Raw genomic sequence first — 25613 nt, 5'->3', positions numbered from 1 at the left:
GTCATTGTAGAATATGCAGAAAATTCTTCTGAGCTTCTTTCCGAGCCTTTGGCGCGGCTTTTGCGGTTCTCTCCTCGTAGGGCAGCGCGTGCCCGCGGCCGATATTCATCTCGCGGGTGACATCGCGATCGATGGAACGAAGGAAAGAAAGCAACATGTCAGGTCCAGATCAGCCACCCGCATTCCGCGCGATGTTTTCGTCCTCACGCAGACCTTCCATTTCGGGTTTCTTGAGACCGAGCGGCCTGCTGCGCTCGTACAAAGCCACGCGGCGTTTTCACATCGATCTACGCGGCGCCGCCTTTCGCGACGTTTTCGCCTTCACCATGCGCCACTGGAGCAAGCAGCCGGTCCGCCTCGCGATCATTATGATCGCGGTGCTGGTGGCAACGCTCCTTGACGTTCTGACGCCGCTCTATTCCGGACGGCTCGTAAACGCGGTCGCCCAAGCAGCGGCAGCCGACGCCATCGTGTGGGATGCGGCTCTTGCGGCCTTTTCAATGTTGATCGCGCTCGCACTTGGCGCCGTCGTCATGCGCAACATCGCCTTCATTGCCGTCAATGACTTCATTCTGAAGATGATGTCGGACATCGCCAGCGACGCGTTCCATCGCGTCCAGCGCTTTTCGACCGATTGGCATGCGAAAACCTTCGCCGGCTCTACGGTGCGCAAGATCACGCGCGGCATGTGGGCGTTCTGCCTCCTTAACGACACGATCCTTCTTGCCTTGTTCCCGTCGCTCATCATGCTCGTGGGGTCGAGCGTTCTGCTCGGCTGGTATTGGCCGATGATGGGGCTGATCATCGCTTGCGGCTCGGTTGGCTATGTGGCGCTGATCATTATCCTGTCGCTCGGCTATGTGGCGCCAGCCGCAAACCTCGCCAACAACTGGGATACGAGGCTTGGCGGCTCGCTTGCGGACGCGATCAGCTGTAACGCGGTGGTCAAAGGCTTCGGCGCCGAGGTGCGGGAAGATCATCGCCTCGCGAAAGTCATCTCCAAGTGGCGGCACCGCACCCTCCGGACCTGGGTGCGCGGGACGGTCAGTGCTGCATTCCAGGGGATCATGCTTCTTGCGCTGAGAGCGGCTTTGATCGGCTATGCCTTATTTTTGTGGTCGCGCGGCCAGGCTACCCCAGGTGACATCGCCTTGGTGCTCGGGTCTTTCACCGTCCTATATGGCTACTTGCGTGATGTTTCCATACACGTGCGCAACATCCAGCGCTCTGTAAATGAGATGGAGGAACTGGTCCAAACCTACAGCCAGCCGCCCGACGTGGCCGATGTTCCGGGCGCCAAGCCGATCCGGATCACGAAGGGTCACATCGATTTTGAGAGCGTCCATTTCCACTACGGCAGCCATTGGTCGCCCTTCTACAGCGACTTGTCGATTTCGATTGAGGCCGGCGCGCGGGTCGGTCTGGTCGGCCCCTCTGGCTCCGGCAAGACCACCTTCGTCAAGCTCATCCAGCGGCTTTACGACCTGGATGCTGGACGAATCTTGATCGATGGGCAGGACATTTCGCGGGTGACGCAGGGTTCGCTGCGCTCGCAGATCGCGATCGTACAGCAGGAGCCCCTTCTGTTCCACCGCTCGCTGGCCGAGAACATAGCCTATGGGCGGCCGGGTGCTTCTCGGTCCGACATCGAGCAGGCGGCGCGGCTCGCCAGCGCGCATGACTTCATTGCGCGCCTGCCGAACGGCTACAGTACGCTGGTCGGCGAACGCGGCGTGAAGCTTTCAGGCGGCGAGCGCCAGCGTGTGGCGATAGCGCGCGCCTTCCTCGCCGATGCCCCGATCCTCATTCTGGACGAGGCGACATCGAGCCTCGACTCGGAATCGGAGGTGCTGATCCAGAAAGCGATGGAGCGGCTCATGGTCGGGCGCACCACGCTCGTCATTGCGCACCGGCTCTCGACGGTGCGCGAACTCGACCGGCTGCTTGTCTTCGACCGTGGTTGCATCACCGAGCAGGGCGACCATGACGCGCTGATCCGTCGCGACGGCATCTACCGCCGCCTGTTCGAGCGGCAGGCCTTGGAACTGACAAAGGGGTGGGATGAGACCAATGTGCAACACGGTTGAACGCGGCGTGAATTCAGCTTGCCTCCCCAGCAATCCTGTCGGGCCGTTCCTGAACGGGCGGCCGCAACCTGTCGTCGGGCTTGTCCAATCCACGACACGCCTGGTGCCGGCCTGTCTTCCTGCCGCGCTCTTGAGCAAACCAATGAATGGGATGAAGACAATTTTTTATGAGCTGCGTCCTGCGTTCCCGGCACGGCGCTTGAGGCTTCCTCCTGAGGCGGCAGCCGCCGCGCGATCATTTAGATCCTGGTTGATGCGATCAATGGAGCCAAGGAAAGCAACGCGCCGGGTCCACGCGAGATCCGCATTCTCTGGCATAGGGGCGTCGCCAAAATCGACACCCTCACAATATGCGCTCACCGCCCGCGTCGACGTCGGGAACAAGATCCTGATTGTCGTCTGCGCTCAACCGCTCTTAAGCCGAGCTCGAAGGATACGGACCTGCGTCTCGCCGCGCGGGATTGCATAAGCTGGCCGCAGCGTCTCGCCTACCATCGGCATGACCGGTTCGGCTTCGAGACGTTCCGGAAACCCGCCGAGGCCGGCACGCCGGCGATGCGGTCGTGGCCATCGAAGCGCGTCCCGACATGGCGCGGGCGTAACGACCGGCTTGCGAGGAAGGGGATCATGTCAGACCTTGCGCTATTGCAGAAGAAGGTCCGCAAGCTGCAGTCGCGCGCGGGAGCCGCCAAGATGGAATTGCACGACCTTGCCGAGGACCTTCCGGTCAACTGGACCGAGATCAAGGCGGTCGCCTGGAAAGCCTTCGAGGTTTTTTCCGAGTTGGATGCGGCAAAGCAAGAACTCGCAGCGTTGGAGAATTCACAATGACGGGCGCTTTCGTCACCCGCGACGGCGCTCCCTGGACGCCGCACTATCTGACGGCGATCGATGGCGCGACCTGCATCGGCTGCGGCCGCTGCTTCAAGGTCTGCTCGCGCGAGGTCATGCACCTTCATGGCGTCGATGACGCAGGCGAAATCCTCGGCATCTGCGCGGGCGAGGACGACGACTTCGACGGCGAGCTCAACCGCATGGTCATGATCGTCGACCATGCCGGCCGCTGCATCGGCTGCGGCGCCTGCGGCCGCGTCTGCCCGAAGAACTGCCAGACCCACCTTGCGGCCGACAAGCTTGCTGCATGAGCTGGGGACAAGACCAGCAGAACGGCGCCACATTCGCCCATCACCGTGGCTGTTTTCTCACCAGCCAATGGCCGCCGACAGACCAGGCGGCGGCGTTCGACCGGCATGTGCTTGCCTGTGTTTTCTACCTCGCGTTCGAGGAGGTCGAGGCCGGCAAGGCGACCGCGACCGAAGCAACCGGCCTTTCGCGTGCCGACCTGCGAGGTGTCATGACACGCTATTTCCCGGCTGTTCCCGTCAACGCCTTCGCGCTGGAAAAACTGACCGATCCCGAGCCGGATATGGAGGAAGGGCTTCTGCGCGGCTTGCTTATTGGGCATGCCAGGCCAGGCGATCCGGCGAGCACCCTCTTCGCCAAGATCATCGCCAGGCGCAGTTTGCGCAATGACCATCTGTGGCAGGACCTTGGCCTTTTCAATCGGGCCGAACTCAGCCGCTTGATGGCCAGGCATTTCCCGGCGCTGGCGGCCGGCAACACCAAAAACATGAAATGGAAGAAGTATTTCTATCGTAAGCTCTGCGAGGCTGAAGGCTTTTCGCTATGCACCGCGCCCAGTTGTCAGGAATGCGGCGATTTCGAAAGCTGTTTTGGCCCGGAGGAAGGCGAAAGCCACTTGGCACGGATCAAGAACGGGCTCGCTTAAGAGCCGCTTTCGTCGCCGCCGCCGCCCGGGCTTGATTGGCATCGAAGACGCACGCGCTTTTCCCGGCGACGTCGCGCGGAGGACGGGATGTTCAGCGCCTCACGATATTTCGCAACGGTGCGGCGAGCAATGTCGATCCCGGTTTCCTTGAGCCGGGTGGCGATGTCGTCGTCGGAAAGCACTTCGTCGGGCGATTCCACGGCAACCATCGCCTTGATTTGATGGCGCACAGCTTCGGCGGAGTACGCGTCGCCGCCTTCCGAGGAGCCGATCGCGACAGTGAAAAAATACTTCAGTTCGAACACGCCGCGCGGGGTCAGCATATACTTGTTCGACGTCACCCGGCTTACCGTCGACTGGTGCACGTTGATCGCATCCGCGACAGTCCTGAGATTGAGAGGCCGCAGGTGGGCGACCCCATGTTCAAAAAAGGCGTCCTGCTGGCGGATGATTTCAGCCGCTACCTTGAGGATCGTCTTGGCGCGCTGATCAAGGCTGCGGATTAGCCAGTTCGCGTTTTGGAGGCATTCGTTGAGAAATGACTGGTCTTTCGAATTTTGGGCGCTTAGGCGGGAGACCTGGGCAAAATAGTTTTGGTTCATCAGCAGCCTGGGCAGCGTGTCTGGATTGAGTTCGATTTGCCACCCACCTCCGGGAGAGGGCTGGACCAAGACGTCGGGAATGATCGATTCAGGCCCTCCGGATTGGAATCGGTTTCCAGGCTTGGGATCGAGCGCGCGGATTTCGTGCAACATGTCGAGAAGGTCGTCTTCATCGACACCGCAATGGCGCTTCAATGTTTGAAAATCGCGTCGCGCCAGCGCTTCAAGATTGGCGACCAGCGCTGCCATTGCCGGGTCGAACCTGTCTAGCTGCCGCAATTGTATCTCAAGGCATTCGCTGAGAGTTCGCGCAAAAATACCCGGTGGATCGAACTGCTGCAAGGTTCCGAGAACCCGTTCCACAACAGCCTCCCGGACATTCAAGCTGCGGGCCAATTCCGAAAGGTTCACCGGAAGGTATCCGGTGTCTTCCAGATGACCGGCAAGCTCGCCAGCTATTCGCCGCTCCAGCGGCGCGAATGCGCTGAGAGCGATCTGACGAGCGACATGGTCGTGCAATGTTTCGATGGACGTCCAGGTATCTTCGAACGCATGGTTTCCCCCCGGTTGGACATTGTTTTTGCCGCGGATTGATTTCCACTGCGAGGCCCGATCCGATATTCCGCCCGTGGTCGGCCCGATGCGCGGGTTCCCGGCCGAAATCGACGGAATGTCCTTCGGCGCCCGGTTTGATGCCCGTTCCAGAAAGGGGTTCTTCTCGATTTCCTGCTCGACGAACTGATGCAGTTCGGGATGCGCCAGTTGCAACAGGCGAATGGATTCCATCATTTGCGGCGTCAAAACCAACGATTGCTTCTGACGCTGAAGCAGGCTTGCTGAGGACTCCATGGTTAGCGTGAAACTCCTACCGAGCGACCCTTCGCCTTGTGCAAGGGGATTTTCGAGACGTTGACTCGTCTAGATCATGCAGCCGTCACGGCTTTGGCGGCTCTCAGCGTTTCAAGGACGTTCTGCGGCGACGATACGCCATAGGGGTCGGCCTCGCAGTTGTCGCAGAAACCGTTCTCCTCGAAGCACTGCTCCACCACGCCATTGTTGATCACGGCAGCGTAGCGCCAGGAGCGCATGCCGAAGCCGAGATTGTCCTTCGCAACCAGCATGCCCATCTTGCGGGTGAACTCGCCCGAGCCGTCTGGAATGAGCTGGACTTTCTGCAGCCCCAGCGCCTTGCCCCAGGCATTCATGACGAACGCATCGTTGACGGAAACGCAGTAGATTGCGTCAATTCCCTCCTTCACGAACTCGTCGTAGAGCATTTCGAAATCGGGCAACTGCAAGGTCGAGCAGGTCGGGGTGAAGGCACCGGGCAGCGAGAACAGGATGATGCGCTTGCCGCTGAAATAGTCGTCGGATGTCCTGTCTTCCCAGCGGTACGGGTTTGGCCCCTCGATGGAATCATCGCGAACACGCGTGCGAAAGGTGACGAAAGGAACCTTTTTTTTGACCGTCATCAATGTGCTCCTGGAGGAAAACTGTTGCGCTGCTTTTTCGGTTGAAACTGACACGGCATCGACCTCGGCCGGCAATTCGGCCGAGCGCCGCGCGTTTTGTGTCGGCCTTGGATCAGCCATGGCAAAACCGCTCGCAAGCACGGGCGTCTGAAGAAAAGAGCTCTCGATTTGCGGCGGCAACGAGAACGGTACGCGCTTGTACGGGGCGTCGCGATGTCAGCAATGGTCTTACTCCTGGCCACCTTGTGATGGGTTCTGCCGGGTACAACGCAAGCGCCATGCCATTTGATTTTCAGGCTCGGGTTCACACTGTTTTTGCAGCGACACTCATTGCCTTGAGCGGCCAGGACCGTGCCTTCGCCGAGAGCGAGCGCGCCTATAATCACCTGATCGTGGGCTCTGGGCGGAGGGGATCCCCTTTATGGGTATCAAGCCGCGACCCTCTTTGTCCGAAGCTGGACAAAAATGTCGGAAGTCGGACCGGAGGGTCGCCAGATCGCCGGCGCGGAGAACAGGTGGCCCGTATTCGAAGCGAAAATCTGGGGCTCAAACTCGGAACGAGGGACAGGAGTCGATCGGGGTTAACCTGACGAGGTCCCTATGGCCTCCGTTCTCAGGATTGAGACGGCTGAAGGGCCTACGCCTCGCCCTATCGACGCTCGCGAGACAGCTTCTAAATCGGCAATGGGTACAAGAAGCCAGCACGTCCATTAGCAAGCTGGCCATGCCCATCTTCCTGAACTGCGCTTGCGTGGGGCGGGCACGGTCCCGAAGTGACGGGAAGGCCGCCTTGTGCTCTCGGAGCATTTTGAAGCTGCCGCGACTTTGCTGTCGGGTTTGTCAGGTCCGGGACACGGGCTCTGCTCCGCCAGTTTTGCGGCTGCGCATTCGTTCAAGCTGTTGAATGATGTGTAGAAAATCTCCTGCAGGGCTCCTTTCCGCGCCATTGGCACGACTTTTGAAGCTGTCTTGTGAGACGGCAGGAGATACCGACCGGCGTCCATTCGTCAGTGATATCGCGCTCAATGCAATGAAGGAAGACAACGTGTCAGGCCAGCATCAGTTCAGATTCTATCCGAAACGGGCATTGCCCGTGGAATGCAATAGCGACCGGCGTGACTGGCGTCACCGTCACAATCGCCCGGCACCGGCCAATGGCCACCGATCGACCTGGAGATACGGTTCGACCAGCATGTGCTTGCCCCTGTTCTCTCGCCGGCGCTCGAGGAGACCGGCGAGCACGTCGGCGGCCAACCGGCCTTTCGCGTGCCGCGCTGCGGAAATCCTTGAAGAGATGACCGACCCCGAACCGCTTTGGAGCAAGAGCTTCATTCCGGTTCGCCGTTCGAAGCTGGAAATCGCCGCGCCTCCGACGATTTCGCTCGTCGGCTCTTTGGCGGGCAGGCAGCGGTCTGGCCAAGAGGGTTACAAGTTGCCGGATGGCCAAGATGCAATGCCGCGCGGCCTGGTTAGTTTTTAGACGGCAGAATAAATCCAATGGCGCTCAACCCGGTTCCGGATCATGTCCCGCCCGAAATGGTGGGGGACTTCAGCCTGTTCACGTCGCCTGGCATGCTGCCGACGCCCGACGGGGACCCGCAGGCCGCCACTGCTTGCGTTCATGCCGGGCCACCGATCTTTTATTCCCCCTTTAACACGCGCGATGGCCGAGGCACCTGGGTCATCACTCGCGCCACAGACCAGCGCAGGGTGCTGCAAGACGCTGATAGCTTCTCCAGCCATCGAAGCATTTTCGCCTCCGCGCTTGGCGAGAACTGGCCGATGATCCCGCTTGAACTCGATCCACCGGCCCATGGCGTCTTTCGATCGCTACTCAATCCGCTGCTCTCGCCCAAGCGGGTGACGGCACTCGAACCGGCTGTCCGTGAGCGAGCGATAGCCCTGATCGACAGCATTGCCGCATCGGGCACGAGCTGCGACGTCATGCAGGATTTTGCCTTTCCTTTTGCGGTCAGCATCTTCCTTCGCCTTCTTGGGCTACCCGATCACCGACTCCATACATTTGTCGGCTGGGCGAACGACCTGCTCCACGGCGACGATGTCAAAAGACCGGCGGCGGCTCGGACGATCCTGGCGTTCATCGACGAGCTCGCGGCCATGCGCCGCGAGGAACCGGTCGACGATTTCATGACCTTCATCGTGCAGGCACAGGTCGAGGGCCGGCGGCTGACCGACGAGGAAGTCCGTGGCATCGGCGTGCTGGTGTTCGTCGCGGGACTCGACACGGTCGCTGCAGCGATTGGCTTTGACCTGGCCTTTCTCGCGCGTCATCCCAAAGAACAGGAACTGCTGCGGAGCGAACCGAACCGAATCGTGCTCGCAGCCGAAGAATTGCTGCGTGCCTATCCGACCGTGCAGATTATCAGGGTGGCAAGAAAAGATATCGACTTCGAAGGCGCGCCGATCCGTAAGGGGGACTATGTTTCCTGCGCCACGATGATTGCCAATCGCGATCCGGCGGAATTCGAATGTCCCGACACGATCGATCTCATGCGCGAGGACAACCGCCACGCCGCCTTTGGCTATGGTCCCCACCGCTGCCTTGGCTCACACCTTGCCCGGCGAGAGATTGTTATTGGCCTGGAGGAATGGTTGGCGCGCCTCCCGGCCTTCCGGATCAAGGAGGGTACAGCGCCCATCGCCTATGGCGGTCATGTGTTTGGGATCGAAAATCTGATTGTCGACTGGTCCTGACCAAGCAGCCTTAAGCCACGGCACAGACAATGGAGGAGCGCCATGCACATCGTCGTCCACAAAGCCAAATGCCAGGGTCACGCACGATGCTGGGCGCAAGCTCCGAACATCTTCAAGCTTGATGATGAGGGCTACGTCCTGCCTGGCGACATCAATGTCGCGCAAGAGGACGAACTGCTCGCGTCAGGGGCCGTGCGATCCTGCCCCGAAAGTGCGCTGGAAATCGATCGCACATCGGCCGCGCGGTTCGAACCAGCCGACATGCAACCAAGAGCTGGGGAAGCTTAGGTGGAATCGACGAGACGTGGCCCCATACCGCAAGGCAAGATGTCCGGCCGCTTCCCTGCTTATCTCCTCTCCGGCATCGAGACCTCAATGACACGCACGCGACGCGTGAAGTTCGTCTCCGTTCTGGCTTCTTCAGTTGCCGATCGGTTCGTCCTTACACGCACCTAGAGGCACGAAGCGCCTCTTCCAATCTCAAAATTTGCGACAGAGCGATGGGCCAGGCAAAAATCACCGAACTGCGCGACCGCGAGGCGATCCGCGACTGCCTTTATCGGTACTGCCGCGGCATAGACCGCGCGGATGAGGCTGCGCTGCGCAGTGCGTATTGGCCCGATGCGCATGACAATCACGGTGCCTATTGTGGCTCAGCCGAGGGCTTCTTTGAGTTTGCGTTTGGTCTCTTAAAGACCGGACCGCGCTTAATCCACCAGGTCACGAACGTATTGATCGAATTCATCGACCCGGCGGAGGCCGTGGTTGAAAGCTATTTCACCGCGCTGCAACGCGGACCAGACACCGACGGAGAAGCACGTCAGGTGCTTCTCTGCGGCCGTTACTGCGACCTGTTTCAGAAGAGGGAAGGGGCGTGGCGCATTGCCGAACGGACCGTCGTTTACGATTGGTTCGAAGAGCAAACCCCACCAGCGGTCCCCGAGGCAGAACGGTTCGGCTTACGGCAACCGATCGGAGCAGCGCATCCCAATGACCCGGTTTACGCGCTCAGGAAGCGCCGCAGCTCGTCATCAAAATGAAAATGCAATGCATGTCACCACAATGCTTTCCAAGGGCCCCAACTGGAGAGCCGCATCGCGGGAGCGGTCCCGGAACGCAACACGTCTGCCCGGTATGGAAACTTGCGGTCACCAGGACGTCTTGCAATGCCGCGACCGGCTGGCTCGCGTCGAGATCGCTGACGCTGGCTGTGGAGAGGTTCGTATGAAGCAGGCAGGACGCATCGTCATCATTACGGGAGCGGTAGGCGGGATCGGCCGTGCGCTGGTCGATATCGTTGCCGCTGATGGAGACATCGTCGTTGCGGTGGACCTTCCTGGCAGCGGCGTCCTTGAACTGGCCGACGGTCTCGGCCATCCGCATCTGGGCCTCGAATGCGATGTCTCGCGAAAAGAGGACATTATCGCGCTATACGGTCGCGTCGAAGCGCAGTTTGTGAAAATCGATGCTCTCGTCAACAACGCGGCGATAGGACCCGCCATGGCTGCGACTGTCGACACCGGTTTCGAGGCCTTCCGACGCGTGCTGGCAACAAACCTGATCGGGCCTTTCATCATGGCCGGCGAAGCGGCGAAGCGCATGCAGGCCGGCGCTGCCATTGTCAACGTCGCTTCGCTGGCGGGCGTGCTCGGCAATCCCAAGCGCAACGCCTATGCCAGCTCGAAGGCAGGCTTGATCGCTCTCACGAGGTCGCTTGCATGCGAGTGGGCCCCGCGCGGCATCCGCGTAACGGCGGTAGCGCCAGGATACGTGCGCACGCCGATGATGGCGGAACTGGAACGCGCGGGAAAGATGGACCTCGCGGCCGTGCGCCGCCGCGTGCCGATGGGTCGAATGGCGCGCCCCGACGAGATCGCTCGGGCCGTGCGTTTTTTGGCCAGCCCACAGACGGGCTACATCACCGGATCGGTGCTGACGGTCGACGGCGGTTGGATGTCGTTCAACCAGCCGGGCGACGCGCACCCGCCGGTCGACGAGACGCCTCGAGCCGAACTCTTCCGGCCGGCCGAACGAACCGGCGCGCGCACAGTGGTCGTGACGGGCGGCGCGAACGGTATAGGCGCCGCCGTCGTTCGCCGCTTCGCCGCGAACTCCGACACAGTCGTGATCGCTGATAAAGATGGTGCTGGGGCGGCAGAACTCGCTGGTTTGCTGGGCGGCAGGCACATGGCGAAATCCGTCGACGTGGCGGTCGAGAGCGAGGTGGTGGCGCTGTTCAAGGAAATACGGGGGCGCTTCGGTCGCATAGAGGCCCTCGTCAACTGTGCTGCTGTTGCCGATACGTTTGTGCGAGGGATCGAAATCCCGCAACAGATCGAGCGGGTGCTGGACGTCAATCTCACCGGCACCTTCACCTGCGCACGCGAGGCGATCAAGTCGATGGACGCCGGCGGCGTAATCCTCAATCTTGGATCGATCAATAGCTTCCTGCCCTTTGTGCCGCGCCATGCCTATGGGGCGTCCAGGGCGGCTATGAACATTCTGACCCGGTGCATGGCGGCCGAACTCGGGTCGGTCGGCATTCGAACGGCCACCGTCGCTCTTGGGTACATCCGTACGCCTGACATGGCTCAGTTAGTCGAGTCCGGCTGCATCGATTCCGCAGCGATCACACGGCGCATCCCGATGGGGCGGATGGGAGAGCCCGAAGACGTCGCCGAGGCAGTGTTCTTTCTGGCCTCGCCTGATGCCTCATACGTAAACGGCTCGACCCTCTACGTGGACGGCGGCTTGACCTCGTTGGCTGACGCGCGAAACGCCCAGTCAACCGATCAAGAAGATCCAACGGAATGTTCGCCGGCGACGGGTTGCGGTTCGTCGAAGCCGACGAGGTTCGAGCATTGAGACTGCGGCTGGATGGCACGTGCCAAGCGCGGCTTGCCAAGTGATCGCCTTCCTCGGTGACGGAAAACTGGTCATCAGGGTCGAACCATTAGCCAAGTTTTGGCGCTTGCCTGCGGCCGCCGAACGACAAGCGGCTTTGCGCAAGATCGTCGACTACGTCGCCGCCAGGCCGGATCGATACCGCGGCCCACCGCAATCGGCACAAGTCGAAGGCTTGATTGCCCACTTTGTGTAAACGAGGACACGCCATGGAATTCGCGACATTCATCTTGGCGGCCCAGCGAGGCTATCATCAATCGTGCGACAGCGTCATCGGTAACTCCATAGAACAGGCAATCGCTTCGGAGCAGGCCGGCTTCAACACCGCTTGGTTCGCCGAGCACCACTTCAACAATTACAGCCTGGTTCCCTCGCCCTTGATGATGGTGGCACACTGTGCCGGCCTTACGAGCACCATTCGGCTTGGCACCGGCGTGTGTGTGCTGCCGCTATATCAACCGCAGCGCCTGCTCTCCGAGATCGGCTTTGCCGATATCGTTTCGAACGGCCGCCTCGAACTCGGCGTCGGCTCGGGATACCAGCAGTTCGAGTTCGAGCGCTTCGGTGTCGATGTCGATCAGGCGCCGGCCGTGTTTGCGGAATACCTGGATATCCTTCTCAAGGGCCTCAACCAGAAGATCTTCGAGCACAATGGCCAGTATGAGAAGATACCTTTAACGGCCATTTCGCTGCGCACCGTCCAAAGGCCAGCCCCACCGATCTGGATCGCCTGCGGGTCCGCGCGAAGCATGTGCCGGGCCTATCGTGAGGGCCACAATCTTTTCGTCACGGCGTTCCACAACGGCTTGGAAAACGTGAGAACGCTGCGTGAGACCATCGTGGCAGCAGCGGCTTCGCGGGGTAAGGATGTCACCGCGGCCAAGATAGGGCTTCTGCGCTGCTGCTATGCCAGCGACGATCAGGCGGAGATCGACAGCTATCTCGACAACGCCCGCTTCCAGCGCCGGCTATCTGAAGCACTTCATCAGCGCCGCCAGCAGAGCCGAGACGGCTATCTGCTGCAGGAAACACCGACGCAGCAGGATCTGTCGTTCGAGACCATGCGCCAGAACCTGCCGATCGGCAGCGCAAGTCGCGTCATCGATCGCCTGCTGGAAGAGATAAGTATCCTGAAGCCGGACCAGATCGCAATTCAGACCCAATTGGGAGATTTCGACCAAAAGACGATGCTACGCCAGATTGAGCTCTGGGGAGACAAGATCATTCCAGCGATCAACAAGTCGCTTGGTCAGGTCAAGGCTTGAAGCTCGGAACGGCCGCTGGGGGAGCTGAAATCTCGCATGCCGATGCTCGACACTTCGTCCATGAGGCATGGATAAATAATCAAGCCGACTGGTGATTGCCGGGATCGAAGACCAACGTCGTCCGTCCTTGCCTGCACGGACCGCCGGTCTTCCGCTCCCTGGCCATCTCGCTTGAGACCGTTGACCGGCAGCCTCGGAACGGCCGCCATGGCGTAGACGAATAGCCACTCCCGCGACCCTTCTTGTGTCCGAAGTTGGACGAGGATGTCGGAAGCCCGACAAATGGTCGAGAGGGTACCTGGCCGCCGGTATGGAGAACTGGTGCGGCGTAGGTGGTTCGCCAATTCGGCACGCGCCTTGCTTCATTGATTCTGTATGGGTGCACGACAGTGGCAGATCGCCGATCGGTGGGCAGAGCGGTTCGCCTCTGAAAGTACTTCGTGCGGCAGGCGATGACAGGCTTGTCGGCTGGACAGCGTCGGTGGAGGTGAGACCGCATGGTGGAGAGGCAGTCTGGTGCGCAGACGCGCGAGAGCTTGCGCCGAATGATCGCGTCCAGTGAACTCGCCTTCGCAATGGAGGCTCATGACGGCCTTTCGGCGGCGATTGCCGAGCGCGCTGGCTTCAAGGCGCTCTGGGCGTCCGGCCTCTCGATTTCATCCAGTCTCGGATATCGAGATGCTAACGAAGCTTCCTGGTCCCAAGTCGTCGATGTCGTTGAGCGAATCACCGACACGGTGGACATTCCAGTCCTCGTCGACGGGGACAGCGGGTTCGGGAACTTCAACAATGCCCGTATGGTCGCCCGCAAGCTGCGCCAACATGGTGCGAGCGGCATATGTCTTGAGGACACGGCGTTCCCGAAAATGAACTCGTTCGTCGGTGATCGGCACCCGTTGGCCGATATTCCCGAGTTCTGCGGCCGGCTTAAGGCAGTGAAGGACCAAGTGCCGGATGCGGAGTTCGTTCTGGTCGCCCGGATCGAGGCGCTCATCGCCGGCCACGGAGAGGATGAGGCGCTGGCGCGGGCGCAAGCATACGCTGAGGCGGGCGCCGATGCCATTCTGATTCATTCCCGCAAGTCCAACGCTGAGCAGATTTTCGCCTTCACGCGCGCCTGGCAGAACCGCCTTCCGGTCGTGATCGTGCCTACGAAATATTATCGCACGACGGTCTCCGCGTATCGGGCGGCCGGAATCTCCACAGTCATCTGGGCGAACCATAACATGCGCGCGGCGATCTCGGCCATGCGCCAGGTCTGCGACCGCATCCTCCGCGAAGAAAGTATCGCCGGTATCGAGGACGAGGTGGCGACGCTCGACGAACTCTTCGATCTGCTCAATTACCAGGAACTCTCAGCGGCGGAAGAGAAATATCTGCCGCAGACGGCGACCGGCGTGCGGTAGCAGGCCCAGCCCGTCTTTTGAAAAGCAAAACGAAAACGGGAGCGCACATGCTTGCGCATCGGACAAACCTGTTTGGCACTTCGGGTACCGCCGCGGCGCGCGCTGCCGCAAAAGCGGCGGCCGATGCTGGCAAGGAGATCATCGATCTGACCGCCGGCGAGATCTGGAGCGAGCTTGCTCCCACGATTCGCGACGGCGCGATCGATGCCATCAATAAGGGCGTCAATCGCTATACCGATACGGTTGGCATGGTGGAGCTGCGTGAGGCACTGGCGCGGAAGATCTCCCTCGATACCGGACAGATCTGGAAGGCCGAGGAAGTTGCCGTGACGTCCGGAGCAAAGCAGGCCTTGTTCAATGCCGCAATGGTGCTGCTAAACCCGGGCGACGAGGTCATCATCCCGGCGCCTTACTGGACAACGTTTCCGGCCCAGGTGCTAATCGCCGGCGGCACACCAGTCTTCGTCGACACCAAATCCAACGGTTACGTCCCGCGCCCCGAGCACATCAAGGACGCGGTCACTGAGCGCACGCGGGCGATCGTCATCAACACGCCCAGCAATCCGGCCGGTGCGGTCTACGATGTTGAGACCCTGATGGCCATCGCTCAATTGGCGGTAAGCCGCAACCTGTGGATCATTTTCGACGAGTGCTATGGCGACTTCGTGCACGGGGGTCATACCCACCATCCAATCGTCTCGGTCGCTCCCGAAATTCGAGCACGCGCGCTGATCGTCAATTCCTTCAGCAAATCACTGGCATTGACCGGCTGGCGCATCGGTTATCTGGCGGGTCCAAAAGAGGTGATCAATGCCGTCAAGGCCCTGCAATCGCACACCACCTCGAATCCAAACGTAATTGCCCAGCACGCGGTGCTCGCCCATTTGCAAAGGGGTGGCTCGGACTATGAAGGCAAGCTGCGCTCACGCCTGACAAGCGCCAGACGGGTCGGTCTCGACGTGCTTGCTTCGTTGACGCGTGTACCGGTCGCCAGCGCGCAAGGGGGCTTTTATTTCTATCTCGACCTTTCCCATCTGCTGCGACCGGGATCGGAAGACGGCGCCTCAACGACAGCCGACGATATCGTGACGGGTCTGCTTGCCGAAGCTGGCGTCGCAGCTGTGTCGGGCACCGCGTTCGGCGACCCCGCCGGCCTGCGCCTGTCCTATGGAATTCCACCTGAAAAACTCGCGACCGGCCTGGCCCGGCTCGTCAAATTCCTCAACGCCTGGAAATGACACCGCAACACAACGAAAGAGGTGAATGAGATGCCTCCCGCTGCTCCCAGGAAAGCCGTCATTCTCGCTGCTGGCTTCGGCTCCCGCCTGCGTCCGCTGACCGATCTGTGTCCCAAGCCACTCGTCGAAGTCAACGGCACACCGATACTTCACAATGCACTGTGGAACCTTCAGGCGGTGGGAGTCGAAGAGGTGACGATTGTTGTCGGCTATCGCAAGGATGCCATTCGCCATGCCTGTGGCAAACGCTTCGGCAGACTTGACATCAACTATGTCGAGTCCTCAGTCTTCGACAAGACAGGGAGCGCGTACTCGCTCTGGCTGGCACGCGACACGCTTCTTTCCGGCGACTGTTATCTCCTCGAAGGTGACGTCTTCTTCGAAGAAGATGCACTGCGCCACCTGATCAGGGTCGAGGCGCCCAATGCCGCCGCGGTCGCGCCCTTCGAGCCATCCATGGAAGGATCCGCGGCCGTCCTTTCCAGCGACGGCTTCATATCCGAAGTCCGGTTGAAGCAGACGGCGGCAAATCTGGCATCAGGCACCCCGGTGCTCTTCAAGATGATGAACCTCACCCGGTTCTCTGGCGCCGAACTCCAAACGGTGATCGTCCCGGTCCTCCACGACCTGATCGGCTCGGGCGCAATCAAAGCCTATACCGAGGAGCTGCTCGCGCATCTCATCGAGCAGCGCGGACTGCAACTCGCCGCGGCGCGATGTGACGATTTGCGATGGTACGAGATCGACAGTGAACAGGACCTGCGGGTAGCGGAAAGGATTTTCGCCTTCGAGCGACCTCACAGACATCGTGCCGACGCGCCGGCCGCCGTGGCGGGGGTAGGAGGATGATCCGCTATCTGTTCGACGCTGCAAATGCCATTACGGCCCTTGGGCTGATCTTGGCCACCACGGCGATCTACTTTGCTTTGATCGGGCGCTTCGAGATTGGCATCTGTTTCGGCTTGTGGGCTCTTTTGGCAGATGATGCCGACGGCATGGTCGCGAAGAGTTCCCCGAACCGGTCCGCTTTGATGGCACAGCTGGGTGGCGCGTTGGACGGGCTGCTTGATTTGGTCTACGCAGCCGTCTTTCCAGCGGTTCTGATTTTGTCCTTCAACGCGTTCTCCGTTCCCGCATTGTTGGCTGCCTACTGCCTCATCCTGTCAGGGGCTCTGCGCCTCAGCTATTTTTCGACGTTCGGACTGGACGCTGACGGATTCGGCAGAGGATTGCCGTTGAACAATAATCTCTTCGTGTTGGCGTTCCTCTTCGTCGCCGACCATCACTTGCCCGTGCAAGGCCTGGGCAACCTATTGATCGGGGCAGGTTTTGTGCTGTCGGTCCTGCATCTTTCAAACTTCAAATTTCCAGGTACCGGCAGTGCGTTGCGCTTGGGTAACCTTACACTCGCCGCAGCCGGATCTGTCGCCTTACTCACAAAGTGAATCAGTTTGTAGCTATAGGGAAGAGAATACATGGAAAACTCTTTCGAGGCCGAAACTCGCACCGTCTTTGATCGCTACCAGCGCCAGCAGGAGAATGACGACCACATATTCGACAGGTTGGTCTCTCTAATCGAGGAGGAATATTTCGGCCTGCCTACCGGTAGCTTCCGCGGTCTTGATGTCCTGGACGCGGGCTGCGGCTCCAACGCGAATGCGTCCTATGCGTTTCTCGACAAGGGGGCACGAAACGTTGTTTCGCTTGAATTGAGCAATGATTGGATGGATTGCGCGCGCAAACGGCTCAGCCGATTTGGGCCGCGCTCGGAACTGGTCGCTGGCAGTGTGCTCGATCTGCCGTTTGACGACTTCAGTTTCGATTTTGTCCATTGCGCAGGGGTTTTGCCGCACACCAGCAATCCGAAAAAAGGCTTTGAAGAGCTTGCCCGTGTAACCCGCCCCGGCGGCAGCTTCTTTTTGACGATTATGGGTACCGCCAACGGCGTCATTTACCGATGCATCAATCACTTGCGAGAACTCTACCAAAGCGACGAACAATTCCGCAGTTCCATTGACAATCTGGATGCATCCACCGCAGGCCAAGCCATCAACTGGCTGTTGCAAATAAAGGACGGCGAAGAGAAAGAATATATACTTGGCGAAAACGAATTCTTTCGGAGTCTTTTTGATGATGATTTGTTCGTGACGATCCGGGATCGTTTCCAGGCGCCGACCTATCACGGGTTCGCCTTCACAGAGCTGCAAATCCGAGGCTGGTATGGCGAGTGCGGCTTCGAGAAGATCCGCAGGATCTCAAGGTATACAAAAAATTTCCATAATCTTCGGCGCTTTCTCGCTCCGATGTACCGTTATTACGACCACCCGCTGGCCCGCTTCTGGTTCGGCGATGGCTGCATCCAGATGATCGGCGAAAAGCCGAGCACGTAGTTGGCGTTATTCGTGCCAAGAGAGCGACCCCAATGTGCGGAATCTTTGGGATAGTCCTCAAAAACGAGGGAACACCCGTTTGTGCTGAGGCCGTTGAGCGTTGCGCTGAGGCTCTCGCTCATCGCGGGCCTGATGCCAGCGGCCTATACATTAATCAATCGGTCGCATTCGCGCATCGACGGCTATCGATTGTCGACGCTCATTCTCGCGCCAATCAGCCCTATCGCGATGACAATACCGGAGTGGTGGTAACGTACAACGGCGAGATATTCAACTATCGGGAAATTAAAGCTGAATTGAGGGATATGGGCTTTTCCTTTTCGACGGTGTCCGACACCGAGGTTCTAATTCTTAGCTATATTGCTTGGGGAAAGTCATTCTTAAACCGCCTTGACGGGATGTTTGCCTTCGCGCTTTTCGATCCCCGGAACTCGCTTGTTCTCATCGCCCGAGATCGTTTGGGGGTAAAACCCCTCTACTACACGATTTGCGATGTTGGGCTTCTGTTTGCATCGCAGCCGAACGCTCTCATTCGCTGGCCGGGCGTAATGCGCGGGCCCGACATGATCGGCGCGCTCAGTTTTCTTTCCTATCGCGCGGTTGTCGGCGCCAGGACGCTGTTTACCGGGATTTCCAAGTTAGAGCCCGGCCATCTCCTCGAAATAACAAACGGGCGACACACGTCGGAGCGTTGGTGGAATCTGTCCGAGCGCATTTCGCGATCGCAGCCGGACTATTCCGACATAAGCAGACTCCTTGGAAGCGCCGTCGAACGTCAACTGGTGGCTGACGTACCGGTCGCCGCATTGTTGTCCGGTGGACTTGACTCGAGCATCCTCGCCTATGAGGCGTCCGCCCGCTCCCAAATCCGTCCGATTTGCTATACCGGCAAGGTCGACACCCCCGATTATGACGAGACGGCTTATGCGATGGAGGTCGCCGCTGAATTCGGGCTCATTCACCGGGTCGTTCCAATTGGAGAACCTTCCGATATCAACGCTGTGTCAGAGCTGGTTCGCCTGCGTGGACATCCGCTTGGGATGCATAACGAAATCGCAATGTTTACGCTCGCAAAGGCGATTTCGAAGGAGCACAAAGTCGTCCTCACCGGCGAGGGTGCCGATGAGATTTTTGCTGGCTACAGCCGATTGTTCCGTACGCCGTATGATTACAATCGAAGCAAGATCATCGCCGCATTACCACGTGCTCTTGCCCAGGTCGCACGCTGGCGCCTCGGACTCGACGTCCATTGCAGTCAATTGCAGTTCTTCCTGGCGCGTTACAGCTACTTCCCGACCGATGAAATCCGCTCGCTTGCCATCGATGGGCGGATACGAAGGGAGCACGAGATGGCTCTGTTCGATCACTTCTCGACTCAATTTGCAGAGGCCGGCGGAGATTTCTTTAGCAAGATCTCATATGTTCTCGTCTCTACGCATTTGCCCGCATTGCTGGAAATGGTTGACAACACCACAATGGCGGCTGGGCTTGAAGCTCGCGTTCCTTATACCGATCACCAGCTCGTTACCGCCGCAATGGCGATGCCCGGCTCACAGCGGTTGAGGTGGAGGTCTCCAATCGCTTCGGTCCAGGCACTGTGGCATCCGGTTGCTTCCTTCAGCGAACGTCTCGATGTCTCAAAATTCCCCTTAAGAAGGGAATACCGGAGCGTCTTGCCCAGATCTGTTCTATCTCGCAAAAAGATGGGATTTCCACTGCCACTGGGTCAGTGGGCCGTTGGCGAGGGAGCAACGGAATATCGAAGGCTGCTGTTTGATAAGGACTCTCCACTGGGAGATTTGTTCGATCCTGCTGCTTTGCGGCGTTGGTTCGAGGCCGGACGACGAAATCCTTCAGACTCGTTTGGCCGGAAGTTCTGGCTGTTGGCCAACCTTGGGATATTCTTCAAAGAGGTATTCTCATGACGAATATGCGAGCCCGCAGGCGGTCGCTTGCGGGCATTTTACAGAAGACCCTTTGCCGAAAACGGGGCGTCGGACAATCCCAAGATCTGAGCAATGGTTGGCGTGAACTCTTCAGCGGAGCCCCAGGCAATATTGCAAGGTTGCATTCCAGGGATGCTCAACAGGCATATCCGATCGTCCTCCGCGCTGCCCGGCCGGAAACCGTGGGTGGACAAGTATCGAGGTCTGCCCGTCGGGCCAGCTTCTTGCGTGTCTCCAACGGTCTCCTCGAAGGAGTGTCCAGGAGGTGCGACATAGGTCGCTATGCAATCACGTTCATTTACCGGAACATGGTCGCTCGACCACGGCTCCACTTGGAAGCGCGCCAACAGTCCGTCTGCGATTCTGCGGTCATGAGCTCCGTCAACCAGGACATGGAGCGTCGCTCCTTCACTTTCCCAAAGCAAGTCAGGGATGATCGCATCCGGATAAATGGTTGTGTGGACGGCGCTATGTCCATGGTCACTTGCGACTACGATCGCGTAATCGTCTTCCCGCCCGACTCGCCTCAGTCCTTCGATGAGAGCGCCAATCATCATGTCGGCCGCGGCGATAGACCAATGCGCCGCCTCGCTTTCGTATCCGAACTGATGCTGAATCGAATCCGTCATGTCGATCTCGGTCAAAATGAGATCAGGCGGGTTCTCCGAGCAAGCCAGCGCTCCTGCAGCCCCGATCATGAGATGATCCGCGGCCAGGCCCGCAACGAGAGGAGTGCTCGCAACGGTGTCACTACTGGACGGGAAGCCGAAGAGATCGAGCACGCCGGCGGCTCGCAACCGTCCATTTGGATCTTTGATCATGCGCGAGCGAGCGATGCGGTTTTCGGGCAGGCTCTTAAATGACCGGCTTCCCTGGAGAAACCCTCGTTCCCACCAGGCCGGCACGAAGACATCGCAATCGGCTGGGTCGATCAACCCAGCGCCGATGGACGCGACATCAAGCCCGCTATTTTTGGCAAGCTTTGCAATGGTCGGAACCCGCAGATCAGACGCGTCGGCGCAGACAAACGAGCCATCTCGCACAATGTGGTTTCCGTAGATCCCGTTCGCTTGAGGCGCCGCGCCGGTTAGCATGCTTGCGCGCCCCGGCATCGACGTTCCCGGCACCGTTGAGCGCAGGCGAGTGATGGACAGACCGTCTCCTGCCAAACGAAGAAGCGTCGGCAACCGATGTTTGTGCTTTTCGAAATAGTCCGCGCTTACGCCGTCCATGAGGATCAGAATCGCTTTCGTAGGAGCGCGCGGCTTTATCGAGGCAGGCGTCTGAAAACGAGCGGTAGGCCTGGATGGATTGGTGTGGGTCATGTTGCACCTGGAAGAGACCGATCGAAACCAAAGCCCCCTATAGGCTTCGGATGACGCCGGTATGAACGCATCACGGGATACTTCGAGCGCCAGTGGGTCGTTTTGATTTTGGGAATGGGCGCTTCTACGCGCTCATTTTGTTTCCTTCAGAAGAAAGGAGTCCGAGATGGCCGATACGACCCGTGCTATTTTTATCCTCGATTTCGCAGGGCCAAAAATACATCTGTGGAGTGGCAGCTACGATGCACCGTTGGTTCCTATCAACGGTCAGCCGCTCTTGGACCGTCTCGTCAACGCCTGTGTCGAAAACGGCATTGAAGATGTCACTCTCGTTGAAAACTTGAGCAGCGGCACATTCGATGGGTTCCGCCTGCAGGACAGCACAAATACGCTTTCGTGGCACGACGCGCATGACGGCGATCTCATTGAGAAGTTTTGCCAACATGATGGCGATACCCTCCTGATATGGGGAACGCCGCTTTTCGACAGTGAGGTTCTTGACGGTATCGATGTCAACAAAGGTTTGCGCGGCTCCGCTTGGCGGCCCGACGCTCCGACCGGGATTTATCGATTGAGTGCTGATGTTCTACGCAATCTTCTGGCCGAAAGCCGCGCCGCGGCATCTCTGCATCAGGCCTTGAGTACGTTAGTCGCGGGCCTGTCCCAGCTGGACGTAGCGTTGCCTGACAATGTGCTGAATGTTGGCTCCAAGCTGCTCGATATTTGCGACGGTGTCGACGCATCCATCGCGGAATTTCGGTGTGACAAGGAGAACGTGCTGCGGCGTCTGGAAACGAGCGTCGGAGGTTATTGGCGCAAGCCAATCGCCGAGCACATGCTTCTTTGCAATACCCGCTTCCCTCCCAAGACTTTTTACGATCGGCTGGCGGCGAGGCTCGAAGGCGTGTTGACATGCTATCCTTCTCAGCAGATCGATATCGCTTCAGTTGTTGGCACGATGACCTCGCAGCAGCCGGACTTTATTGCAGTCGGAAACGGGGTGACCGATCTCATCCAGGCGCTCTATTCAACGCTGAACCCAACAATTGCGATTCCCGTGCCGACGTTCGCCGGCTTTCAAACACCACTCGATGACGAACAAAAGAACAACTTCGTCCTCACCCCGCCCTATTTCGATCTCGACGTTCGAGCTTTCCTGGAATTCGTACTGGCGACAGGCGCGGATACGGCAATCGTTGTTAATCCAAACAATCCGACCGGTCGACTTGTTGATCATGCTGACGTGGCATGGCTGGCGGAGGCCCTGGGATCTCGAGGGCGGCGGCTGATCGTGGATGAATCGTTCATTGATTTCCCCGCTGATGGCCGATCAAACAGCGTTGAGACTCTGGTGCCGTCCTGTGCCAATTTGATCGTGGTGAAGAGCCTTGGAAAGGTCTTCGGACTTGGCGGAATCCGGCTCGCCTACCTCATGGCTGGCGATCCCGCGCTCGTTGCCGCCGTGCGCCGGAAACTGCCGCTGTGGAACATTAACGGTATTGCGGAATACACACTGTTCCTGCTTCCCGAATTCGCAGAGGAACTGGAACACAGTCTAGAGATGTTGCGAGAAGATAGAGAGCTGTTCATCGAGGAGCTGCGGACGGTACCGGGCCTCGACGTCGTACCTTCGCAAACGAATTTCATCTTGTGCCGGCTGCCTGAAAATTCGGTATCCGCTGCCGAGCTCAAGCGCCGCCTCGTTCTGTTCGAATCCGTCCTCGTAAGAGAATGCGGCTATCAAGCCATGAACGACGCAGATCGATATCTGCGCCTGACGGTTCGAAGTCGGACGGAAAACGAAAGGCTGGCAAAAGCTCTGCGGCGCACCTTAAGCCGCTCAACGGCCTCTGAGAGTGACGCCCTGACGTGACATTTGCGCAGCGAACTGAATAGTCTTTTTTCGAATGCCGCGAGAGAGAGAAGCATGTCGCTAAGTTACAATCGTCATAAAAGGCTCGTTGAAATCATCCAGGCGAATGGCGAAGTGCGCATCCGAGACTTGATGCAGCGGTTCAATATTTCAGAAGAGACTGCGCGGCGGGATATCAAACGGCTCGAGCAGGATGGCTTGGTCGCACGGGTCCATGGTGGCGCGGTCGCAACGCAACAGCCAAAGCTGCTGGCCATCTCATCGCGAGCTGTTTCCGAGCGCGCGGAAAAAAGCACCATCGCTGAGATCGCCCTGGGTCTTCTGAAGCCCGGTCAGAATCTCTTCTTCGGGGGCGGCAGCACCATTCTGTCGTTGGCCAGCCGCATATCGGCCCTCCCGGAAATGCGCGTCGTCACCAACATGGTCGATACTGCCATCGCCGCGGCCGAAGGCTATCGGCATCGCGTTGTCATGCTGGGGGGCGATTTCAATGTCGATTTCCGGACCGTAACCGGATTCACCGCCTTGCGTACACTCCGCGAACAGCAGATCGACGTCGCATTTATCGGCGTCAATGCGGTGCATCCGAATGGCGTCTTCGACCATGAACAGGTCGGACAGGAGCTTGCTGCGACGCTCTGCGAGCAAGCACGGAAAATTGTCATTCTCGCCGATCACAGCAAATTCGGCTTGTCGGCGCGTTACCGTATCCTGCCCCATTCGGCGATTACCGCGATCATCACCGACCGGAGGCCTGCATCGGACGTGCTGGACAAGATCGAAGCCGCCGGTGTTGAAGTTCTATATCCGCAAAACCGTCACAACCCCGCACTGTTCTCTACTTGATCCTCTTCTTTCAGCCCTCACGGCTGCCCCAACCGTGAAACATTTTTTTCCTTTTGATTTCAATAACCAACACAATCCGTCTCAAACCTGCAAAAAACCGTCACATAACCGCGCTATGTCTCAGCCCGTCTCGGGAGCGGATTTCATTCGCTCCGATTGTCATCCCGACTGAAAGAGAGGGGATTTTGATATGCAAACGACACGTCGCAGATTTCTCGGCATGACCGCCATGGCGGCTGGCGCAATAGCATTGCCGAACACGATCATGGCGGCAACCGGCCGGCGGCCGAACCTCAATATTGCCGTTCAGGACCTGCGCACAATTCTGGAACCGGTGGACGGCTCCTCCATCGCCAACGTTTCCTGGCGGGTGCAATACAGCATTTTCGATCAGCTTTTACGGACCGACTACAACGACAATTTTCGCCTGAATTTCGCGCTCGCGACATCATTGAAGCAAATTGACGCCACGATCCATGAGATCAGGTTGCGCGACAATGTGAAGTTTCATGACGGTTCCACAATGACGGCGGATGACGTTGTCTTCTCGCTCGGGCCGGATCGACTGCGCGGCGAAAATGCGCCGGGCGCGGCCGTGTTTGCCAACTTCCTCTCCTCGCTTGCCGATGTGCAGAAGATCAATGATCGCACTGTCCGTTTGATCACCAGGACAGAGGATCCGGTCTTTGCCCAGCGGCTCGGCGCGTGGGGCACGCAGATCATCAGCGCCAGAGCACGGGCTGGCGCCAGCAGCTATGACGCCTGGGCGGCGAAGCCGATCGGGACCGGCCCTTACAAGATCGGCGAGGTCCGCAATGGGGACGAGATCACACTGGTGGCGCACGACGAATATTGGGGAGGCCAGCCGCCATTTGCCTCGATCCGCTTCAAGCGGCTGCCGGAAATCGCCGCGCGCATCGCCGGACTGAAGTCGGGCGATTACGATATCGTCACAGACATCACTCCGGACCACATTGCCGAAATTGAGGGTGTCAACGGCCTCTCGATCGTTGGTGGCGAAGCCATGTGGTTCCGCTTTCTCACATTTGCTCCGCTCAGGACTCCCATCCTGAAAGATGTCGATCTGCGTCGCGCGCTCGCTCTCGCTATCGATCGCGGTGCGCTGGCGGACGGCCTCTGGGACGGCCGGGCGAAAGCGCTGACCAGCTGGCAGCTACCGATCTTCGGCGAGATCAACGACCCCAACCGCAAGGGGGTGTCCTATGATCCGGCGCAGGTCAAGGAACTGCTCGCCAAGTCATCCTACAGAGGTGAGGAAATCCCATACCCTTCCGTCGGCACCTATTATCCGATGCAGCTCGCCGAGAACCAGGCGCTTGTCGAGATGTGGAAGGCTGCCGGAATCAACGTCAAGCTGATCATGTGTGAAAACTGGACGCAGGTCGGCGACATTGGCGGCATCAATGACACGTCCGGCGGCGCCTTCTACGCCGATCCCGTTTCCATGCTGTGGCAGATTATCGGTCCGACCAATGACCTCCAGTCAACAGGTGGCTGGACCAATGCCGAGTTTAACGCGCGCGGTCACGAGCTCGAAACGACGACCGATCTCGCCAAGCGCCAGGCGGCCTTCAAACGGATGCAGGACATTGTCGAGATCGAGGACCCTTGCATCACGCCGCTGCATTCCATGCCCTTTATCTATGGGCAGCAGGCGGATGTCAGCTGGCAGCCCAACCCGTTGCCGCAAATGTATCTCGGTCCGAAGATGCCGCCTGAGCCGGTGGCCTGAGT

The 25613-nt window shown here is 59.1% G+C and carries 25 protein-coding genes; 21 read left to right on the top strand and 4 right to left on the bottom strand.

The window, feature by feature from the left end:
• Position 1 precedes the first annotated feature (1 nt).
• Positions 2-157: a hypothetical protein gene (locus EB230_RS31545; protein WP_172374815.1), complete on the bottom strand. Its 156-nt coding sequence runs from the start codon at positions 155-157 to the stop codon at positions 2-4.
• 34 nt (positions 158-191) lie between these two features.
• Here EB230_RS31545 and EB230_RS31540 point away from each other — a divergent pair, with 34 nt between their 5' ends.
• The 4 genes from EB230_RS31540 to EB230_RS31525 all read left to right on the top strand — a co-directional run bounded on the left by EB230_RS31540 (position 192) and on the right by EB230_RS31525 (position 3876).
• Positions 192-2087: an ABC transporter ATP-binding protein gene (locus EB230_RS31540; protein WP_246738997.1), complete on the top strand. Its 1896-nt coding sequence runs from the start codon at positions 192-194 to the stop codon at positions 2085-2087.
• Positions 2088-2714: 627 nt separating this feature from the next.
• On the top strand, positions 2715-2918 hold the full coding sequence (locus EB230_RS31535; protein WP_109671407.1) for a CCE_0567 family metalloprotein: 204 nt from the start codon (positions 2715-2717) through the stop codon (positions 2916-2918).
• Positions 2915-3232 carry a ferredoxin III, nif-specific gene (gene fdxB, locus EB230_RS31530; RefSeq protein ID WP_109671362.1) on the top strand — a complete coding sequence of 106 codons (318 nt, stop codon included), beginning with the start codon at positions 2915-2917 and terminating at the stop codon, positions 3230-3232. Before EB230_RS31535 ends, fdxB begins: the two co-directional genes overlap by 4 nt.
• Positions 3229-3876: a nitrogen fixation protein NifQ gene (locus EB230_RS31525; protein ID WP_109671363.1), complete on the top strand. Its 648-nt coding sequence runs from the start codon at positions 3229-3231 to the stop codon at positions 3874-3876. Before fdxB ends, EB230_RS31525 begins: the two co-directional genes overlap by 4 nt.
• Here the strand turns inward: EB230_RS31525 and rpoN are convergent.
• Both rpoN and EB230_RS31515 read right to left on the bottom strand, forming a co-directional pair.
• Entirely contained in the window at positions 3873-5327 is a 1455-nt protein-coding gene (gene rpoN / locus EB230_RS31520) for an RNA polymerase factor sigma-54 (protein WP_109671364.1), read from the bottom strand. The genes EB230_RS31525 and rpoN overlap by 4 nt on opposite strands.
• A gap of 74 nt (positions 5328-5401) precedes the next feature.
• A complete protein-coding gene (locus tag EB230_RS31515; RefSeq protein ID WP_172374811.1) occupies positions 5402-5950 on the bottom strand; it encodes a peroxiredoxin in 549 nt (182 codons plus the stop codon).
• Here EB230_RS31515 and EB230_RS31510 point away from each other — a divergent pair.
• The 14 genes from EB230_RS31510 to asnB all read left to right on the top strand — a co-directional run bounded on the left by EB230_RS31510 (position 5940) and on the right by asnB (position 19793).
• Positions 5940-6101, top strand: a complete 162-nt coding sequence (locus tag EB230_RS31510) for a hypothetical protein (RefSeq protein WP_170136873.1) — start codon at positions 5940-5942, stop codon at positions 6099-6101. The genes EB230_RS31515 and EB230_RS31510 overlap by 11 nt on opposite strands.
• A gap of 1143 nt (positions 6102-7244) precedes the next feature.
• Positions 7245-7430, top strand: a complete 186-nt coding sequence (locus EB230_RS31505) for a hypothetical protein (RefSeq protein WP_172374809.1) — start codon at positions 7245-7247, stop codon at positions 7428-7430.
• Positions 7431-7447: 17 nt separating this feature from the next.
• Complete coding sequence (locus tag EB230_RS31500; protein ID WP_143976883.1) at positions 7448-8665, top strand: cytochrome P450; 1218 nt, start codon at positions 7448-7450, stop codon at positions 8663-8665.
• A gap of 42 nt (positions 8666-8707) precedes the next feature.
• Positions 8708-8953, top strand: a complete 246-nt coding sequence (locus EB230_RS31495; protein ID WP_172374807.1) for a ferredoxin — start codon at positions 8708-8710, stop codon at positions 8951-8953.
• Positions 8954-9165: 212 nt separating this feature from the next.
• Positions 9166-9705, top strand: coding sequence for a nuclear transport factor 2 family protein (locus EB230_RS31490; RefSeq protein WP_172374805.1), 540 nt, complete (start codon positions 9166-9168; stop codon positions 9703-9705).
• A 184-nt stretch (positions 9706-9889) separates the two neighbouring features.
• On the top strand, positions 9890-11530 hold the full coding sequence (locus EB230_RS31485) for an SDR family oxidoreductase (protein ID WP_172374803.1): 1641 nt from the start codon (positions 9890-9892) through the stop codon (positions 11528-11530).
• Positions 11531-11570: 40 nt separating this feature from the next.
• Positions 11571-11765, top strand: coding sequence for a hypothetical protein (locus EB230_RS31480; RefSeq protein WP_172374801.1), 195 nt, complete (start codon positions 11571-11573; stop codon positions 11763-11765).
• Positions 11766-11778: 13 nt separating this feature from the next.
• Positions 11779-12834 carry an LLM class flavin-dependent oxidoreductase gene (locus EB230_RS31475; RefSeq protein ID WP_172374799.1) on the top strand — a complete coding sequence of 352 codons (1056 nt, stop codon included), beginning with the start codon at positions 11779-11781 and terminating at the stop codon, positions 12832-12834.
• Between the two features lie 497 nt (positions 12835-13331).
• Positions 13332-14240 (top strand): phosphoenolpyruvate mutase, encoded by a 909-nt coding sequence (aepX, locus tag EB230_RS31470; RefSeq protein WP_172374797.1) that lies wholly within the window; start codon positions 13332-13334, stop codon positions 14238-14240.
• 47 nt (positions 14241-14287) lie between these two features.
• Complete coding sequence (locus tag EB230_RS31465; RefSeq protein WP_172374793.1) at positions 14288-15478, top strand: aminotransferase class I/II-fold pyridoxal phosphate-dependent enzyme; 1191 nt, start codon at positions 14288-14290, stop codon at positions 15476-15478.
• A gap of 30 nt (positions 15479-15508) precedes the next feature.
• Positions 15509-16327 (top strand): phosphocholine cytidylyltransferase family protein, encoded by an 819-nt coding sequence (locus tag EB230_RS31460; protein ID WP_172374784.1) that lies wholly within the window; start codon positions 15509-15511, stop codon positions 16325-16327.
• Positions 16324-16923, top strand: coding sequence for a phosphatidylcholine/phosphatidylserine synthase (locus tag EB230_RS31455; protein WP_172374782.1), 600 nt, complete (start codon positions 16324-16326; stop codon positions 16921-16923). The genes EB230_RS31460 and EB230_RS31455 overlap by 4 nt, the downstream gene beginning before the upstream one ends.
• A 30-nt stretch (positions 16924-16953) precedes the next feature.
• The gene (locus EB230_RS31450) at positions 16954-17868 is read left to right on the top strand and encodes a class I SAM-dependent methyltransferase (RefSeq protein WP_172374780.1); all 915 of its coding nucleotides are present in this window, start codon (positions 16954-16956) and stop codon (positions 17866-17868) included.
• Between the two features lie 32 nt (positions 17869-17900).
• The gene (gene asnB, locus EB230_RS31445) at positions 17901-19793 is read left to right on the top strand and encodes an asparagine synthase (glutamine-hydrolyzing) (protein ID WP_172374778.1); all 1893 of its coding nucleotides are present in this window, start codon (positions 17901-17903) and stop codon (positions 19791-19793) included.
• Between the two features lie 38 nt (positions 19794-19831).
• On the opposite strand, the gene EB230_RS31440 is transcribed toward asnB, so the two are convergent.
• A complete protein-coding gene (locus EB230_RS31440) occupies positions 19832-21139 on the bottom strand; it encodes an alkaline phosphatase family protein (RefSeq protein WP_172374776.1) in 1308 nt (435 codons plus the stop codon).
• Between the two features lie 166 nt (positions 21140-21305).
• Here EB230_RS31440 and EB230_RS31435 point away from each other — a divergent pair, with 166 nt between their 5' ends.
• The 3 genes from EB230_RS31435 to EB230_RS31425 all read left to right on the top strand — a co-directional run bounded on the left by EB230_RS31435 (position 21306) and on the right by EB230_RS31425 (position 25611).
• Entirely contained in the window at positions 21306-23012 is a 1707-nt protein-coding gene (locus tag EB230_RS31435) for a histidinol-phosphate transaminase (RefSeq protein ID WP_172374774.1), read from the top strand.
• A 54-nt stretch (positions 23013-23066) separates the two neighbouring features.
• A complete protein-coding gene (locus tag EB230_RS31430; protein ID WP_172374764.1) occupies positions 23067-23858 on the top strand; it encodes a DeoR/GlpR family DNA-binding transcription regulator in 792 nt (263 codons plus the stop codon).
• 190 nt (positions 23859-24048) lie between these two features.
• Positions 24049-25611 (top strand): ABC transporter substrate-binding protein, encoded by a 1563-nt coding sequence (locus EB230_RS31425; RefSeq protein WP_172352469.1) that lies wholly within the window; start codon positions 24049-24051, stop codon positions 25609-25611.
• Positions 25612-25613 lie beyond the last annotated feature (2 nt).

This window comes from Mesorhizobium sp. NZP2234 (assembly GCF_013170765.1).
Taxonomy (GTDB): Bacteria; Pseudomonadota; Alphaproteobacteria; order Rhizobiales; family Rhizobiaceae; genus Mesorhizobium; species Mesorhizobium loti_D.
The sequence above is the reverse complement of the archived record's forward strand: the minus strand, read 5'-3'. Positions and strand labels throughout refer to the sequence as shown.

Bases quoted from the DNA above. Each gene is read 5' to 3' on its own strand.
- EB230_RS31435 (WP_172374774.1), top strand. From the start codon at position 21,306: ATGGCCGATACGACCCGTGCTATTTTTATCCTCGATTTCGCAGGGCCA.
- EB230_RS31500 (WP_143976883.1), top strand. From the start codon at position 7,448: ATGGCGCTCAACCCGGTTCCGGATCATGTCCCGCCCGAAATGGTGGGG.
- EB230_RS31490 (WP_172374805.1), top strand. From the start codon at position 9,166: ATGGGCCAGGCAAAAATCACCGAACTGCGCGACCGCGAGGCGATCCGC.
- EB230_RS31440 (WP_172374776.1), bottom strand. From the start codon at position 21,139: ATGACCCACACCAATCCATCCAGGCCTACCGCTCGTTTTCAGACGCCT.
- asnB (WP_172374778.1), top strand. From the start codon at position 17,901: ATGTGCGGAATCTTTGGGATAGTCCTCAAAAACGAGGGAACACCCGTT.
- EB230_RS31475 (WP_172374799.1), top strand. From the start codon at position 11,779: ATGGAATTCGCGACATTCATCTTGGCGGCCCAGCGAGGCTATCATCAA.
- EB230_RS31485 (WP_172374803.1), top strand. From the start codon at position 9,890: ATGAAGCAGGCAGGACGCATCGTCATCATTACGGGAGCGGTAGGCGGG.
- EB230_RS31465 (WP_172374793.1), top strand. From the start codon at position 14,288: ATGCTTGCGCATCGGACAAACCTGTTTGGCACTTCGGGTACCGCCGCG.
- EB230_RS31455 (WP_172374782.1), top strand. From the start codon at position 16,324: ATGATCCGCTATCTGTTCGACGCTGCAAATGCCATTACGGCCCTTGGG.
- EB230_RS31425 (WP_172352469.1), top strand. From the start codon at position 24,049: ATGCAAACGACACGTCGCAGATTTCTCGGCATGACCGCCATGGCGGCT.
- aepX (WP_172374797.1), top strand. From the start codon at position 13,332: ATGGTGGAGAGGCAGTCTGGTGCGCAGACGCGCGAGAGCTTGCGCCGA.
- EB230_RS31505 (WP_172374809.1), top strand. From the start codon at position 7,245: ATGACCGACCCCGAACCGCTTTGGAGCAAGAGCTTCATTCCGGTTCGC.
- EB230_RS31515 (WP_172374811.1), bottom strand. From the start codon at position 5,950: ATGACGGTCAAAAAAAAGGTTCCTTTCGTCACCTTTCGCACGCGTGTT.
- fdxB (WP_109671362.1), top strand. From the start codon at position 2,915: ATGACGGGCGCTTTCGTCACCCGCGACGGCGCTCCCTGGACGCCGCAC.
- EB230_RS31535 (WP_109671407.1), top strand. From the start codon at position 2,715: ATGTCAGACCTTGCGCTATTGCAGAAGAAGGTCCGCAAGCTGCAGTCG.
- EB230_RS31430 (WP_172374764.1), top strand. From the start codon at position 23,067: ATGTCGCTAAGTTACAATCGTCATAAAAGGCTCGTTGAAATCATCCAG.
- EB230_RS31540 (WP_246738997.1), top strand. From the start codon at position 192: ATGTTTTCGTCCTCACGCAGACCTTCCATTTCGGGTTTCTTGAGACCG.
- EB230_RS31545 (WP_172374815.1), bottom strand. From the start codon at position 157: ATGTTGCTTTCTTTCCTTCGTTCCATCGATCGCGATGTCACCCGCGAG.
- EB230_RS31525 (WP_109671363.1), top strand. From the start codon at position 3,229: ATGAGCTGGGGACAAGACCAGCAGAACGGCGCCACATTCGCCCATCAC.
- EB230_RS31495 (WP_172374807.1), top strand. From the start codon at position 8,708: ATGCACATCGTCGTCCACAAAGCCAAATGCCAGGGTCACGCACGATGC.
- EB230_RS31450 (WP_172374780.1), top strand. From the start codon at position 16,954: ATGGAAAACTCTTTCGAGGCCGAAACTCGCACCGTCTTTGATCGCTAC.
- rpoN (WP_109671364.1), bottom strand. From the start codon at position 5,327: ATGGAGTCCTCAGCAAGCCTGCTTCAGCGTCAGAAGCAATCGTTGGTT.
- EB230_RS31460 (WP_172374784.1), top strand. From the start codon at position 15,509: ATGCCTCCCGCTGCTCCCAGGAAAGCCGTCATTCTCGCTGCTGGCTTC.